The sequence below is a fragment of the Acidobacteriota bacterium genome, from assembly GCA_026393755.1.
Classification (GTDB): domain Bacteria; phylum Acidobacteriota; class Vicinamibacteria; order Vicinamibacterales; family JAKQTR01; genus JBAXOX01.
This window is the reverse complement of sequence record JAPKZO010000008.1, coordinates 30370-44503: the sequence shown is the minus strand read 5'-3', so window position 1 is coordinate 44503 and position 14134 is coordinate 30370. Positions and strand designations below refer to the sequence as shown.

Annotated in this window: 18 protein-coding genes and 1 pseudogene; 18 read left to right on the top strand and 1 reads right to left on the bottom strand. The window is 66.7% G+C overall.

Annotated elements, in window-relative coordinates; genetic code table 11:
• Positions 1–12 precede the first annotated feature (12 nt).
• Together hemW and NTV05_04115 are read left to right on the top strand one after the other, a co-directional pair.
• Positions 13–1155: a radical SAM family heme chaperone HemW gene (gene hemW / locus NTV05_04120; GenBank protein ID MCX6543583.1), complete on the top strand. Its 1143-nt coding sequence runs from the start codon at positions 13–15 to the stop codon at positions 1153–1155.
• 81 nt (positions 1156–1236) lie between these two features.
• Positions 1237–1761, top strand: coding sequence for a hypothetical protein (locus NTV05_04115; protein MCX6543582.1), 525 nt, complete (start codon positions 1237–1239; stop codon positions 1759–1761).
• Positions 1762–1816: 55 nt separating this feature from the next.
• Here the strand turns inward: NTV05_04115 and NTV05_04110 are convergent, their stop codons facing one another.
• Positions 1817–2314 (bottom strand): hypothetical protein, encoded by a 498-nt coding sequence (locus NTV05_04110; protein ID MCX6543581.1) that lies wholly within the window; start codon positions 2312–2314, stop codon positions 1817–1819.
• A gap of 75 nt (positions 2315–2389) precedes the next feature.
• Between NTV05_04110 and NTV05_04105 the strand changes: the two genes are divergently transcribed.
• From NTV05_04105 to NTV05_04030, 16 genes and pseudogenes are all read left to right on the top strand, one after another.
• Positions 2390–3070: a hypothetical protein gene (locus NTV05_04105; GenBank protein MCX6543580.1), complete on the top strand. Its 681-nt coding sequence runs from the start codon at positions 2390–2392 to the stop codon at positions 3068–3070.
• Between the two features lie 46 nt (positions 3071–3116).
• Entirely contained in the window at positions 3117–4265 is a 1149-nt protein-coding gene (locus NTV05_04100; protein MCX6543579.1) for an acyl-CoA dehydrogenase family protein, read from the top strand.
• A gap of 4 nt (positions 4266–4269) precedes the next feature.
• Positions 4270–5232, top strand: a pseudogene (gene meaB / locus NTV05_04095) (methylmalonyl Co-A mutase-associated GTPase MeaB).
• On the top strand, positions 5212–5652 hold the full coding sequence (gene mce / locus NTV05_04090) for a methylmalonyl-CoA epimerase (GenBank protein ID MCX6543578.1): 441 nt from the start codon (positions 5212–5214) through the stop codon (positions 5650–5652). The pseudogene meaB and the gene mce overlap by 21 nt, the downstream one beginning before the upstream one ends.
• Positions 5653–5656: 4 nt before the next feature.
• Complete coding sequence (locus NTV05_04085; protein ID MCX6543577.1) at positions 5657–6379, top strand: S-methyl-5'-thioadenosine phosphorylase; 723 nt, start codon at positions 5657–5659, stop codon at positions 6377–6379.
• Entirely contained in the window at positions 6376–7329 is a 954-nt protein-coding gene (locus tag NTV05_04080; protein ID MCX6543576.1) for a carbohydrate kinase family protein, read from the top strand. The genes NTV05_04085 and NTV05_04080 overlap by 4 nt, the downstream gene beginning before the upstream one ends.
• On the top strand, positions 7329–7844 hold the full coding sequence (locus NTV05_04075; protein MCX6543575.1) for a DUF2085 domain-containing protein: 516 nt from the start codon (positions 7329–7331) through the stop codon (positions 7842–7844). Before NTV05_04080 ends, NTV05_04075 begins: the two co-directional genes overlap by 1 nt.
• A 5-nt stretch (positions 7845–7849) precedes the next feature.
• The gene (locus tag NTV05_04070; GenBank protein ID MCX6543574.1) at positions 7850–8257 is read left to right on the top strand and encodes a hypothetical protein; all 408 of its coding nucleotides are present in this window, start codon (positions 7850–7852) and stop codon (positions 8255–8257) included.
• 7 nt (positions 8258–8264) lie between these two features.
• Complete coding sequence (locus NTV05_04065) at positions 8265–8444, top strand: hypothetical protein (protein MCX6543573.1); 180 nt, start codon at positions 8265–8267, stop codon at positions 8442–8444.
• A gap of 11 nt (positions 8445–8455) precedes the next feature.
• A complete protein-coding gene (locus tag NTV05_04060; protein ID MCX6543572.1) occupies positions 8456–8920 on the top strand; it encodes a VanZ family protein in 465 nt (154 codons plus the stop codon).
• Entirely contained in the window at positions 8910–9692 is a 783-nt protein-coding gene (locus NTV05_04055; protein ID MCX6543571.1) for an enoyl-CoA hydratase-related protein, read from the top strand. The genes NTV05_04060 and NTV05_04055 overlap by 11 nt, the downstream gene beginning before the upstream one ends.
• Positions 9693–9706: 14 nt before the next feature.
• Positions 9707–10198 (top strand): 6,7-dimethyl-8-ribityllumazine synthase, encoded by a 492-nt coding sequence (gene ribH / locus NTV05_04050; GenBank protein MCX6543570.1) that lies wholly within the window; start codon positions 9707–9709, stop codon positions 10196–10198.
• Complete coding sequence (nusB, locus tag NTV05_04045; protein MCX6543569.1) at positions 10195–10620, top strand: transcription antitermination factor NusB; 426 nt, start codon at positions 10195–10197, stop codon at positions 10618–10620. The genes ribH and nusB overlap by 4 nt, the downstream gene beginning before the upstream one ends.
• A gap of 32 nt (positions 10621–10652) precedes the next feature.
• Complete coding sequence (gene lysS / locus NTV05_04040) at positions 10653–12161, top strand: lysine--tRNA ligase (protein MCX6543568.1); 1509 nt, start codon at positions 10653–10655, stop codon at positions 12159–12161.
• On the top strand, positions 12158–13387 hold the full coding sequence (locus NTV05_04035; GenBank protein ID MCX6543567.1) for an ABC transporter permease: 1230 nt from the start codon (positions 12158–12160) through the stop codon (positions 13385–13387). Before lysS ends, NTV05_04035 begins: the two co-directional genes overlap by 4 nt.
• 15 nt (positions 13388–13402) lie before the next feature.
• Complete coding sequence (locus tag NTV05_04030) at positions 13403–14077, top strand: ABC transporter ATP-binding protein (protein ID MCX6543566.1); 675 nt, start codon at positions 13403–13405, stop codon at positions 14075–14077.
• The last annotated feature ends 57 nt before the right edge of the window (positions 14078–14134 follow it).

Genomic DNA, 14134 nt, shown 5'->3' with positions numbered 1-14134 from the left:
TCTCTGGCCGCGATGGCTGCGTTCGGGCTCTACATCCACGTGCCGTTCTGCCGCCGCATCTGCAACTACTGCAACTTCAACCGCGCCCTTCTTGACGGCCCGCTCAAAGCCCGGTACGTCGCCGCCGTGCGATCGCACATCGGGCGCGTGGCGTCCACCGTCACCGATGCGGCATCACGTGCCGCCGATACGATCTACTTCGGCGGGGGCACACCGTCACTGCTGACGCCGGCCGAACTCGCGTCCATCATCGACAGTTGCCGGCAGGGCTTCTCCGTCGCAACCGACGCAGAGGTCACGCTGGAAGTGAACCCCGAGACCGTCTCCCTCGAGACGTTATCCGGGTATCGAGCCGCCGGCGTCAATCGCCTGAGCATTGGCGTGCAGTCGTTTCGCGATGACGAACTGGCGCGGCTCGGGCGGATTCACGATCAGGCATCGGCGCGCCGCGCGGTCAGCGACGCTCGGACGGCGGGGTTTGACAACCTCAGCATCGACCTGATGATGTGGCTGCCTGGACAAAACCTCGCCGAGTGGCGCGAGTCGGTCGAGGGGCTCATCTCCGTGGCACCGGACCATGCATCCCTGTACATCCTCGAGTTGTATCCCCACGCGCCCCTGCGTGAGCAGATGGCACGAGAGCGGTGGTCGCAGGCGCCTGATGACACGGCGGCGGACATGTACGAACTGGCGATGGCGATGGTCGAGGCGGCCGGTCTTGCGCAGTACGAAATTTCGAATGTCGCGCGCCCCGGGTTCGAATCGAGGCACAATCTGAAGTACTGGATGGACGGCGAGTGGTTCGGGTTCGGCCCCGGCGCGCATTCGACCGTCGGCGGAGTCCGCTGGAGGAACGTATCGGACACGGAGTTGTTCGTCTCCGCCATCGAGGCCGGCGCTGACGTCCAAACGGAGAGCCGAGTACTCTCGCCCGAGAATCGCTGGCAGGAGGCCCTGATCACCGGGCTCCGGCTGGTGGAGGGTGTGGGCGTCGAGGATCTGCGGCGGACGTACGGGCTCGACATCTGGGCCCTGTACGGAGGCCGTCTTCAGCCCTCTCTCGACGCAGGTCTGCTCCGGCACGAGCAGGGCCGGCTCTGGCTCAGCCGGCAGGGGATGCTGCTGGCCAACGAGGTGCTGGCGGTCTTCGTCTAGTTGTTTTCTTCTCGGGGGCGGGTACGCTACAGTATCGGGACTCGCACGTTACAACACGCCAATCGCCAAGGAGGCTCTGCAATGCTGTCGACGTGGATGCCGCGTGCTGCCAGATGGCGGCGCATCGTAACTGGACTGACTCTGACCCTGGCCGCTCTGGCGGTTTCGGTCGCCCATTCAAACGCCCAGGCGGCGGCCGCCTCACCGCAGGCCGCGCCCGCACCAGCCGCACAGGCTGTGCCGGCAGCCCGCGTGTTCACGGGTGATCTCGGCATGATGTTCAACGTGATCAAGCCTGACAAGACCGAGGATTTCGAAAAGGTCATCGCGAAACTGAAAGAGGCGCTGGCCAAGAGCGACGATCCGGTCCACAAGGCGATGGCCCAGGGCTGGCGCGTGTACAAGAACCCCGAGCCGATTGCCGGCGGCAATTTCCTGTACGTGTTCGTCGTGGACCCGGTTGTCAAGGACGCCGACTACACGCTGTCGAAGATCCTCGCCAAGGTGTTTCCGGCCGAAGTGCAGGAACTCTTCAAGATCTACAGCGCCTCGTACGCTGGCGGCGTGACGCTGCAGAATTACAAGCTCGTCGCCGACATGAAGTAGGCCGCCGGGTACGGAGTGCCGTCAGGCGCCCCGTACCCGCGCCGGCGCTTTCACATCAGAACTTGAGATTGACTCCCGCGTAGATGCGGTGCCGCGTCGAGGTGTCGGCGTTGGCCGGGTTCCTGAGCGTGAAGAGGCGGTAGTCGATCCGCACGCCGAGAGGGCCCGCGAGGCCGATCGTGGCCCCGCCACCCACCGACGCCATGGTGTTCGTCGTGGCGCTGGCGCCCAGCGTCTCCCGGTACACGCCCACGCCCACCATCCCGTAGAACTGAATCCGCCCCGTCGGCGTCCGCACGAGCGCGCTGACCATCCCGGTCGAGAGCCCGGCCTTCGCAGCCGCGGCATCTTCCGACGCGTGCGAGTACTCGAATTCGAATCCCACCACAACCAGCGTCACACCAGCCGCGACGCCGCTCACCGTCTGACTTGCGGCCTGCGGGGCCGTCGACTTGAGCGACCCGATAAACGCCGTGACATCGGCTCGGGCTGGCGAGGGCAGCAACAGCGCCCCGACCGCAAGAACCGCAGCAGCCGTTGGGCGAAAGGTCATAGCGGGGCACTCCTTAAGGGGTGGTAGTATGGGCCTGGAGAGAGAATACCAGACCGCATCCTTCGGGGGGAAGACATGGCGAACACGCGAACATCATCCTTCTGGCTGACACTGGCTTTCGTAATGGCGGCGGGCCTGGCTGTCGCCGCCGACACCCTCGTCATGCGCAATGGCGATCAACTGCGCGGGCAACTGGTTGCCGTCCGGAACGGTCAGGTTGAGTTCCGGGAGGAGCGCGGTTTCAACTCGAGGATCGTCAGGGTGGACCTGCGCGAAGTGCGGCGGATCGATTTCGACGACGAATCGGGGAACCGCGGCTCTGGGCTCGGTGAAGGGCGTGGGGAGGGGCGTGGTCCGCAGGGTCCCGGCCGCAATCCCAATGACGGCCCGCGTCCCGGCATGCGCGAACGCCAGGTCGTGGTGTCGGCCAACGTGCCGTGGGTGGACGCCGGCATCGAGGTGCGCGATGGCCAGATGGTTTACTTCCAGGCCGCTGGCCAGGTGACGTGGGGCAAGGGGCGGAGGGACGGCCCCGAGGGCGAGAGAAACTCGCCGTCAAATCCGAATCGGCCCATTCCGAACCGGCCGGGTGCGTCGCTGATTGGCAAAGTGGGCGAACGATCGCGCGACCTGTTCTTCATCGGCAACGAGCAGGGGCCCATCCGCATCCGCGGGAACGGCAGGCTCTTGCTGGGAATCAATGACGACTTTCTCGGTGACAACTCCGGGAATTGGCGCGTGACGGTCTTCTACTAGGGATTCGGGATTCGGCGTAGCCGCGTGTGGTAAATTTCTAGATCCCATGGACTTCCGACCAACCGACCAGCAAGATCTGCTCCGGCGCGCCGTTCGCGAATTCGCCGAAACCGAAATCCGCCCGTACGTCCGCGAATGGGACGAGGCGCAGGCGTTCCCGCGCTCGCTTGTCACGAAGATGGCGGCACTTGGCCTGATGGGGATCCAGTTTCCGGAGGAGTACGGCGGCGCGGCGATGTCCGCGATCGACTACTGCATCTGCGTCGAGGAACTGGCCCGTATTGATCCGGCCGTGTCGCTCTCGGTCGCGGCGCACAACGGACTGTGCTCCGCGCATATCGCGATGTTCGGAACCGAGGCGCAGAAGCAGCAGTATCTGGTGCCGCTCGCGAAGGGCGAGTGGATTGGGGCCTGGGGTCTGACCGAACCGACGGCGGGTTCGGACGCGGCGCGGCTCCGGACAGCGGCGGTGCGCGACGGCGCGGGCTGGGTGCTGAACGGCGCCAAGGCGTTCATCACGCATGGCGGCATCGGCGACGTCGCGGTCGTCATGGCCGTCACCGACAAGACGAAAGGTTCGCACGGCATCTCGGCCTTCATCGTCGAGCGCGGCAATCCCGGGATGGCCGCCGGTCGGCACGAAGACAAGCTCGGGATGCGCGCCAGCGACACCAGCGAGCTGATCCTTCGGGACTGCCGCGTGGGCGCCGAGGCGATCCTGGGAACCGAGAACGAGGGTTTCATCAATACGCTGCAAGTGCTCGACGCCGGACGCATCGGCATTGCGGCCCTGGCAGTCGGCCTGGCGCAGGGCGCGTACGAGACCGCCCGGCGCTATGCGCTCGAACGGGTGCAGTTCGGCCAGCCGATTGCCTCGTTCCAGGCCATCCAGTGGAAACTGGTGGATCTGGCCACGCGCATTGAAGCGGCGAGATTGCTCACCTACCGGGCGGCCTATCTGAAGGACAAGGGCGTGCGCACGTCGCGCGAGTCGGCGATGGCCAAGCTTATGTCGAGCGAGGTGGCCGTTCGGGCGTCGGAAGAGTGCGTGCAGATCCACGGCGGGTACGGCTTCGTGAAGGATTATCCAGCCGAGAAGTTCTTCCGCGATGTGAAACTGACCACCATCGGTGAAGGCACCAGCGAGATCCAGCGCCTCGTCATCGCCCGGCAGTTGCTGGCGGCGACGGCCTGACCCAATGAGCGCGTCGACTACGGCCGGGCAGCCGCGTCGGCTGAGTGAGCGCGTCCTCGAGGGCGACCCGCGGGCGATTGCGCGCGCCATTTCCCTGATCGAAGACGACGCCCCGCAGGCGGCGGCGCTCATCGGCGACGTGTTTCCTCACACCGGGGGGGCGTACCTGGTCGGCATCACGGGGCCCCCTGGGGCGGGCAAGAGCACGCTGGTGGACCGGTTGACGGCCCATCTCCGCCAGGGCGGAGAGACGGTCGGCGTGGTGGCCGTCGATCCGACCAGTCCCTACACGGGCGGCGCCATCCTCGGCGATCGCGTACGCATGCAGACCCACGCCGGCGACGCCGGCGTCTTCATCCGGAGCATGGCTACTCGCGGCCATCTGGGCGGGCTCGCCCGGGCAACCCACGAAGCCGCGCAGGTGCTCGACGCCGCAGGTTACGACTGGGTCATCATTGAAACGGTCGGGGTCGGTCAGGACGAAGTGGACATCGTCCGCACCGCCGATGTGTCCATTGTGACGCTCGTGCCTGGCGCCGGCGACGAAGTGCAAGCCATGAAGGCCGGCATCATGGAAATCGCCGATGTCTTCGTCGTCAACAAGGCCGATCGGGAGGGCGCCGACCGGCTGGTGGCGTCGATCGAGACCATGCTGGCGCTCGAGGCGTTCGAGCCCGACCAGTGGCGGCCGCCTGTGGTGCGGACCCAGGCCACCACTGGCGCGGGCGTTCCGGAACTGGCGGCGGCCATCGACGCGTTCCGGGCGCGCGCGACCGTCGAGCGCCTGTCCCGCCGGCGCCTCCGGGACGAGTCCCGCCTGCGTGAGCTGCTCGCGAGCCGCTTCATGGAGTACGTGGAAGCCGACGTGTGTCGAACCGGGGAGCTCGCCGAGACGCTTGATCAGATCGCGGAACGCACGCTGGATCCGTACTCGGCCGCGGCGGCGATTCTCGACCGGGCTCTCGGGCACGGAGGATCGCGGCCGGCTACGCTGGACCATGTCGGCATCGCCGTCCGGGACATGGCCGAGGCGGTTGCGTTCTACCGGGACGCGCTCGGGCTCGACGTCGGCTCTCCCGAGGTCGTCGTCTCGCAAGGAGTGCGCGTGTCGTTTGTCCCTGTCGGGGAGGCGTCACTCGAATTGCTGGAGGCGACGACGGCTGACTCGCCGATCGCGGCGTTCATAAGGAAACGCGGCCCCGGCGTGCACCACATCACGCTGCAGCTCGACGATCTCCGCGCCGCGCTGGCCCGCCTCAGACAACGCGGCGTCAGGCTGATAGACGACGAGCCGCGCGCCGGCGCCGGAGGCGCGCTGGTGGCGTTTGTTCATCCATCGAGCGCCCACGGTGTGCTTGTGGAACTCAAACAGGCCGGGAAGGACTGACGAGATGGCTGTCGAGATCGGCATCATCGGAGGAAGCGGACTGTACGACATGGCCGACCTCACCGAGCGTGAGGACGTGACGCTGACAACGCCGTTCGGGCCGCCTTCCGGGCCCTACGTCACCGCAACGCTGCGCGGCCGGCGGGTGGCGTTTCTCGCGCGCCACGGGGCCGGGCACCGCATCCTGCCATCCGAACTCAACTTCCGCGCGAACATCTTCGGGTTCGTGGCCCACGTCGGCTTCGCGCATCCGGTCTGTGGTGAACTGGGGCAACTCGTCTCCCGCGCCGCGAAGGCGGTCGGCGCGACCGTCCACACCGGCGGCACGTACGTGTGCATGGAGGGACCGCAGTTTTCGACGCTGGCCGAATCGAGACTCTATCGCTCGTGGGGGATGGACGTGATCGGGATGACGAACCTGCAGGAAGCGAAGCTCGCGCGCGAGGCCGAGATCTGCTATTCGACCATCGCGCTGGTGACCGACTACGACTGCTGGCACGAGGATCACGATTCGGTGAGCGTCGAGATGATTATCAGCAACCTCACGCGGAACGCCGCGACGGCACAGGCGGTCATCGCCGAGACGATCAGGCTCCTGCCTGCCGGGCGGGCATGCGCCTGCGGTCGAGCCCTCGCCACCGCCATCATCACCAGACCGGAGCACATCCCCGCCCAGATCAGGCGGGAACTGGCTCCCATCATCGGCCGGTACATCGCAACGTCATGAACATCATCGTCACTGGTTCCATCGCGTACGACTACCTGATGTCGTTTCCCGGCAGCTTCACCGAGCACCTGCTGCCCGATCACCTCCAGCGCGTCAGCCTGAGCTTCCTGGTCGACACGATGGACAAGCGGCGGGGCGGGTGCGCGCCCAACATCGCGTACACGCTCGCGCTGCTTGGCGAGCGGCCGCGGCTGATGGCGACCGCCGGCCAGGATTTCGGCGAGTATCGTGCCTGGCTGGATACCGCCGGCGTCGATACGTCGCTGGTCAAGGAGATTGCGGACAAGTTCACCGCGTCGTTCTTCTGCAGCACCGATCAGAACGGCAACCAGATCGCGTCGTTCTATACGGGCGCGATGGCCCACGCGGCTGAACTGTCGATCGCGCGCGCGGGCGGGTGCGACCTGGTGATCATCTCCCCCAACGATCCTGCGGCCATGGTCCAGTACGCCGAGGAGTGCCGGACGATCGGGGTGCCGTACATCTTCGACCCGGGCCAGCAGGTGGCGCGGATGGGGGGCGACGAGTTGATGCGAGGGCTCAAGGGCGCGCACCTGATCATCTCGAACGACTACGAATTCCAGATCATCCGCGAGAAGACCGGGTTCGACGAGCAAGCGTTGCTCCAGTCGGCTGACGTCGTCGTGGTGACGAAGGGGGAGAAGGGCGCCAGCGTTCTGCTGCGCGATGCGGTGATTGACATCCCGGCCGTTCCGCCCGCGCGCATTGCCGATCCGACCGGCGTGGGCGACGCGTTCCGCGGAGGCTTCATGAAGGGGATGGCCCTGGGCGCCGGCTACGACACGTGCGGGCGGATGGGCAGCGTCGCGGCCGCCTACGCGCTGGAGCATGTGGGCGGATCCACGCATCACTACACATGGCCCGACTTTTCGGCCCGCTTCGAAGCGAACTTCGGTCCGCTGCCCGCTCGGCGCGCGAGCCTGAATTGATGACCAGACGGGGTGCCGCGGCGGCCGGAGTGACCTGCCTCGCCGTCGTGTGGGCGGGATGGCTGGTGGCCACTCCCGCGATGGCGGCCCGCAACCCGAGCGGTCCGACGCTGGTCGCGGTGGCCGCGACGTATCGGGCGGGCTCGCTGCTCTGTCACCAACGCGCCGAGCGCTCCTTCCATATCGGCGGCGTGCAGACTCCCGTGTGCGCCCGCTGCGTCGGGCTGTACGGTGGCGCCGCGGCCGGCGCCATCATCGGGCTGGGCTGGATGCGCCGACGATCACGGCAGGCGGCTCGACCGCGGGCGCCGCAGACGAGCCTGCGGTACCTGCTGATCGGCGCGGCGGTCCCGACCGGTGTGCTTTGGACGCTCGAGCACATCGGCGGACTCGACGTCTCGAACCTCGCCCGCTGCGCCGGTGCCGTGCCGCTCGGTGCGGCCGTGGCCGGCTTTGTCGTGGCGTGGGTCGCGGGCGCACCGTTCGACGACAGCGCCGCGCGTGCGATAGACTGACCACTATGGCGACTGGTTCGAAGACGAAACCGCAGATCCCGGCGCGTCCCCCAAGACCTCTGTGGCTGGTCTATCTGGTGTCGTGGCTGGTTCCCGGCGGGGGCCACTTGTGGCTCGGCCGCCGTCAGAAGGGCGTCGCCTTTCTCGTCGCGCTGCCGCTGATGTTCGCGTTTGGGCTGGCGCTCGAGGGACGACTGTTCCCGTTCGAGTGGACCGATCCGCTCGTGGCGCTGGCGGCGATCGCCGACCTCGGATCCGGCCTGCCGTACCTGGCTGCCCGGGCGTTTGGACTCGGTTCAGGTGTGGCCAGCGCCGTCACGTACGAGTACGGAAACGCATTTGTGATCACGGCGGGTCTGTTGAATGCGCTCGTGATCATCGACGCCCACGACATCGCGCGCGGCCGGAAGTAGCACGCCCATGGCCATTCACAGTCATATCCTGCTGATGGCGGTCTTCGCCGCGTTCGTGTCCCTGGTCGGCGGCATGCTGATGCGGGACGCCCCGCGCGCGCAGGTCAGGGCGGGAGCCGCCATTTTCGGCAGTCTGATCGGCGTCGCGTTCGTCGTCGGGTGGCTGCTGTATTTCCTTCCCCTGTAGAGCGCTCAGCCGTGTCCAGTCTGCTGCCGGAGCGCCCGCCGATCGGTTCGGGTCAGCCGCCTTGCGGCGTCGATCCGCGCCTGCGCTGGTGGCGGTGGCTCGCCGTGGCCGGTTACATGGGGGTGCTGTTCTTTCTGTCGGCCCAGTCGACGCTACCGGAATTGCCGGCGGCGCTGCCTGGGATCCCGGCCGACAAAGTGGAGCACTTCGTCGCCTATGGCGTGCTGTCGCTGCTGGTGGTCTGGGCTGTGGTCGCCGGCCAATGGCGATCGATCACGTGTCGCACTGCGGTCATCGCCATCGTGATCTCGTCGGCGTACGGGTATTCCGATGAGTACCACCAGCTCTTCGTACCGAATCGATCGTACGACCTGATGGATTGGGCGGCCGACATTTCCGGAGCCTCCGCCGCGGCGGCGCTGACGTGGGCGTGGAGTATACTTTTGCCCGGGAGACACGGAATCCATGGCCTATGACCTTCTGATCCTCGAGCGGGCGGCTGGCGTGGCTGTCGTGACGCTGAACCGGCCGGCGGTACTGAACGCGCTGAACCTCGCGCTGTTGCGCGAGCTTGATTACGCGATGACCGAGTTGCGCGACGACGACTCGATCCGGGCCGTGATTCTGACGGGAGCCGGCGAGAAGGCGTTTGTCGCCGGAGCCGATATCAAGGAACTCGCCGAGCTGACACCGGTGGCGGGCAAGGCGTACGCGGCCACAGGGCAGCGCATCTTCGCCACGATTGAACAGCTCGGCAAGCCGGTGATTGCCGCCATCAATGGCTATGCCTTGGGGGGTGGATGCGAGCTGGCCATGGCCTGCACGATCCGGCTGGCTTCTGAGACCGCCAGGTTCGGTCAGCCGGAAGTCAAACTCGGCATCATCCCGGGGTTTGGGGGCACGCAGCGGCTGCCGCGTCTGGTCGGAAAGGGCCGTGCGATGGAACTGGTCCTGACGGGCGTTCCGATCGATGCGGCCGAAGCGCTCCGCATCGGTCTGGTCAATCGCGTTGTGCCGGCGGCGGCGCTGATGACAGAGGCGCGGGCGTTGGCGCAGGCGCTCGCGGCGAGCGCGCCTGTCGCGCTTCGGCACGCGATGGAGGCCATCGACCGCGGCCTCGAAATGACCGTCGCCGACGGGTGCGTGCTCGAGGGGACGCTGTTTGGGCTGGTGGCCTCAACCGATGACATGCGCGAGGGCACGCGGGCGTTTGTCGAGAAGCGGAAAGCCGCCTTCACGGGACGGTAGGCGATCGGAACGGCATGGTGTTCAAGGGTACGTCAGACGGGCGGGATCTTCGCATCGCCATCGTGGTGTCGCGCTACAACGACTTCGTCACCGATCGGCTGCGGGAGGGCGCGATCGAAGCTCTGCGCGGCGCGGGTGCCGCCGGCGAAGCCGTGGATGTGATCGACGTGCCTGGCGCGTACGAAGTTCCGCAGGCCGCGCACATGGCGGCCGTCACCGGACGCTACGACGCGATCGTCTGTCTCGGCTGCCTGATCCGCGGTGAGACGCCGCACTTCGACTACATCTCGGCGTCGGTGGCGCATGGGATCATGCAGGCCTCCATGGCGACCGGGGTGCCGATGAGTTTCGGCGTGCTGACCACCGAGTCGGCCGAGCAGGCGCTGGCGCGAGCGGTCCCGGGCACGGCGAACAAGGGCTGGGAAGCGGCGCTGGCCGCCGTGGAGATGGCGACGCTGAAGCGGGCCGTGTCCGCCGCCTCGCCGGGCACGCCGGTGCGGCGATGAGCACCGGCAGCCGGCACCGTGCGCGCGAGGCGGCCTTCCAGATGCTGTATCAGTGGGAGGTCGGCCGGGCCACGCCGGAGACGGCGGCAGCCGATTATCAGGCCATCGACCAGGAGGGGATTGAGCCGCTCACGCCGGTGACGCGCCGATTCGCCGAGTCGCTGGTGGCGGGCACTGTGGCCGACGTCGCCGAGATCGACAGGCTCATCGGCACCCACGCCCAGCACTGGCGCATTGAGCGCATCGCGATTGTGGATCGGCTGATTCTGAGGCTGGCCGTGTACGAACTGCTGCACGTGCCCGACACACCGCCGAGCGTCGTGATCGACGAGGCGCTCGAACTGGCGCGGACCTTCAGCGAGGAGGACGCCGTCGGTTTCGTCAACGGCGTCCTCGATGCCGTGTACAAGAGCTTGCCCTGAGGCAGGGCGACGGAGAGCCCGGCAGAACCCCTATGTCCGACGACAACGAACTGATTCAGCAGCGCCGGGCCAACCTCGCGCAGATCGAGGCGCTCGGGATCCCGATCTACCCGAGGTCGTTCGCGCGCACCGACACGGTTGACGCGCTGGTCGGCGACTACGGATCCCGCACGCACGACGAACTCGAGGCACAGCGGCCCGAGACGACCACCTGCGGCCGCATCCTGGCCATCCGCAGCTTCGGGAAGGCCAACTTCCTGGTGCTGACCGACGGCCGCGCCCGCATTCAGGCGTACGTGCGCCAGGACGCGCTGCCGAAGCTGGATTTCAAGATCTTCAAACTGCTCGACGTCGGCGACTTCATCGGCGTCTCCGGCAGGGTGTTTCGCACGAAGACCAACGAGCTGACGATCTGGACCGCCCATCTCGAGTTTCTCGCCAAGTGCCTCCGCCCGCTGCCGGAGAAGTGGCATGGACTGCAGGACATCGAGATTCGTTACCGGCAGCGGTACCTCGACCTGATCGTCAACCCGGACTCGCGCCGCGTGTTCGAAATCCGCAGCCGGGTGATGGCCGGAATCCGGCGATTCCTTGATGGGCGCGGCTTCCTCGAAGTCGAGACGCCGATGATGCAGGCCATGGCGGGCGGCGCCCTCGCCCGGCCGTTTGTCACGCATCACAACGCGCTCGACGTCGATCTCTACCTGCGCGTCGCGCCCGAGCTCTATCTCAAGCGGCTCACCGTGGGCGGGATTGAGCGGGTGTACGAAATCAACCGGAACTTCCGGAACGAAGGCATCTCCACGCAGCACAATCCCGAGTTCACGATGCTGGAGTTCTACCAGGCCTACAGCGACTACCATGAACTGATGGACATGACCGAGCAACTCATCTCGACGGTCGCCCGCGACGCGATCGGGGCCGACACCTGCACGTTTGCCGGCCACGAGATCTCGCTGGCGGCGCCGTACCGTCGGGTTTCGCTGCGCGAAGCGGTCCGCGAGGAAGCGTCGCGGCGGCTCGGTGAGGCGGTGGTGGAAGGCGATGTGCGCGACGCCCTCCGGGCTGCGGGCCTGGCCGAACGGCTTGGCGTCCCGGTGACGCCCGGCGTCGGACCCGGCAAGATCGCGACGGAACTGTTTGAGGCGCTGTGTGAGAGCGCGCTGGTCCAGCCCACATTCGTCTACGACTTTCCGACCGAGGTGTCGCCGCTGTCGAAGCAGCGCGCCGATGATCCGGATACCGTCGAGCGGTTCGAAATGTACATCGGGGGGTTCGAAGTCGCCAACGCCTTCAGCGAGCTCAACGACCCGGCCGAGCAGCGCCGGCGGTTCGAACAGCAACTCGCCGATCGGCAGCGCGGCGACCAGGAAGCGCACGCGATGGACGAGGATTACATCCGGGCGCTCGAGTACGGGATGCCGCCGGCCGGCGGCGAGGGCATCGGCATCGATCGTCTCGTCATGGTGCTCACCGGGAGCCCGTCCATCCGCGATGTGATTCTCTTTCCCCAGATGCGGCCGCAGGCCGGAGTGTCGTGACGCTGCCATACGAAGCCCGCATCGCGCTTCGGTATCTGCTCGCGCGCCGGAAGCAGGCGTTCATCTCCGTCATCTCCCTCGTGTCGACGCTCGGCGTGGCCGTCGGCGTGATGGCGCTCATTCTGGCGCTCGCCCTGATGACGGGGCTGCAGCAGGAGTTGCGCAGCCGCATTCTGGGGGCGACGGCCCACATCTTCGTCTGGAAGCAGGGCGGAATCACCGATTACGAATCGGAGGCGGCGGCACTCCGAACCGTGCCCCGCGTGACGGGCGCCGCGCCCGCGATTCTCGGCAAGGCGATGATCTCGACGGGTCGCAACGACGCGTTCATCACGCTCAAGGGGATCGATCCCGCGCTCGAGACCAGCGTCACAGACATCGGCGGCGCGATGAAGAGCGGGCGGCTTGACGCACTGGGCGCCGGCACCAGCGACGAGCGTCCCGGAATCGTCATCGGGACGGATCTCGCCCATACGCTGGGCGTCGTCGATGGCGATGAGGTCACGCTGCTGACGCCTCAAGGATCGCTGACGCCGATGGGGGTGTATCCGCGATCGCGGCGCATGCGAGTGGTCGGACAGTTCTCGCTGGGCCTGTTTGAATTCGACTCGGCCTACGGATTTGTCAGCCTGCCGCAGGCGCGCCGCCTCCTGGATCGCGATACGGTCGAGCTCATCGAATTGCGCGTGGACGACATCTACGCCGCTCCCGCGGTCGCCCGTACGATCCGCGAGCGGCTGAACGCGACGTACATCACGCAGACGTGGGCCGATCTCAACAAGGCGCTCTTCTCGGCGCTCTGGCTGGAGAAGATGGCCATTTCCATCACCATCGGTCTCATCGTCATGGTGGCCGCCCTCAATATCGTGGCCTCACTCGTGCTGCTGGTGATGGAGAAGAGTTCCGACATCGCTATTCTGAAGACGATGGGCGCGTCCGCACGGAGCATCATGGGCATCTTTATGATCCAGGGGCTGCTGATCGGGACCGTGGGAACCCTGGTTGGCACCGCCGGCGGCTACGGACTCGCCGTCCTGCTCGATCGGTACCGGCTGATTCACGTGCCGATTGACGTGTACCAGATCGCCTATGTGCCGTTCGTCCTGCAGCCCGTGGATCTCGCAGTGGTTGTCGGGTCAGCGATTCTGGTCTGTTTCATTGCCACGATCTATCCCTCGCGCCAGGCCGCCAAACTGGATCCGGCCGAAGCACTCAGATTTGGATAGCGCGTAACGCCTACTATGTCCTTCGTGACCGTCACCGATCTCCACAAGAGCTACCTCGTGGGACAGGAGCGTCTGCACGTCCTGCGGCGTCTCGATCTGGAGGTCGAGGCCGGCGAGATGGTGGCGATCGTCGGGGCGTCGGGCGTCGGAAAGAGCACATTGCTGCACGTGCTCGGCGGCCTCGATCACTGGGAACAGGGACACATCCGGATCGGCGAGACGGTGTTGAACGATCTGCCTGACCAGCGGCGAGTCGCGTTCCGGAACCAGCAGGTGGGATTTGTGTTTCAGTTTCACCATCTGCTCCCGGAGTTCGACGCTCTCGAGAACACCGAGATGCCGCTGCGGATAGGGCGGATTGAGCCAGGCGTCGCGCGGGCACGGGCTCGGGATCTGCTGGCGCAGGTGGGGCTGGCGGGTCGACTCCGCCATCGGCCCGGCATGCTGTCGGGCGGCGAGCAGCAGCGCGTCGCGATTGCGCGGGCGCTGGTGACGCGTCCGGCTCTGCTCCTGGCCGACGAGCCCACCGGAGACCTGGACGAGCCGACGGCCGACGCGCTGCACGCGCTGCTGCGGGATATGCATCGCGAATACGGTCTGACCTCCGTGCTGGCCACGCATAATCTCCGGCTGGCGGCCTGCTGCGATCGCGTCTGGCGCCTGGCTGACGGCCGCCTGTCGCCCGCGTGAATCGCGGTCGACGTGTCGTCGAAACAGGCCTCACAGCCCGGATTGATGTTTGCCGTA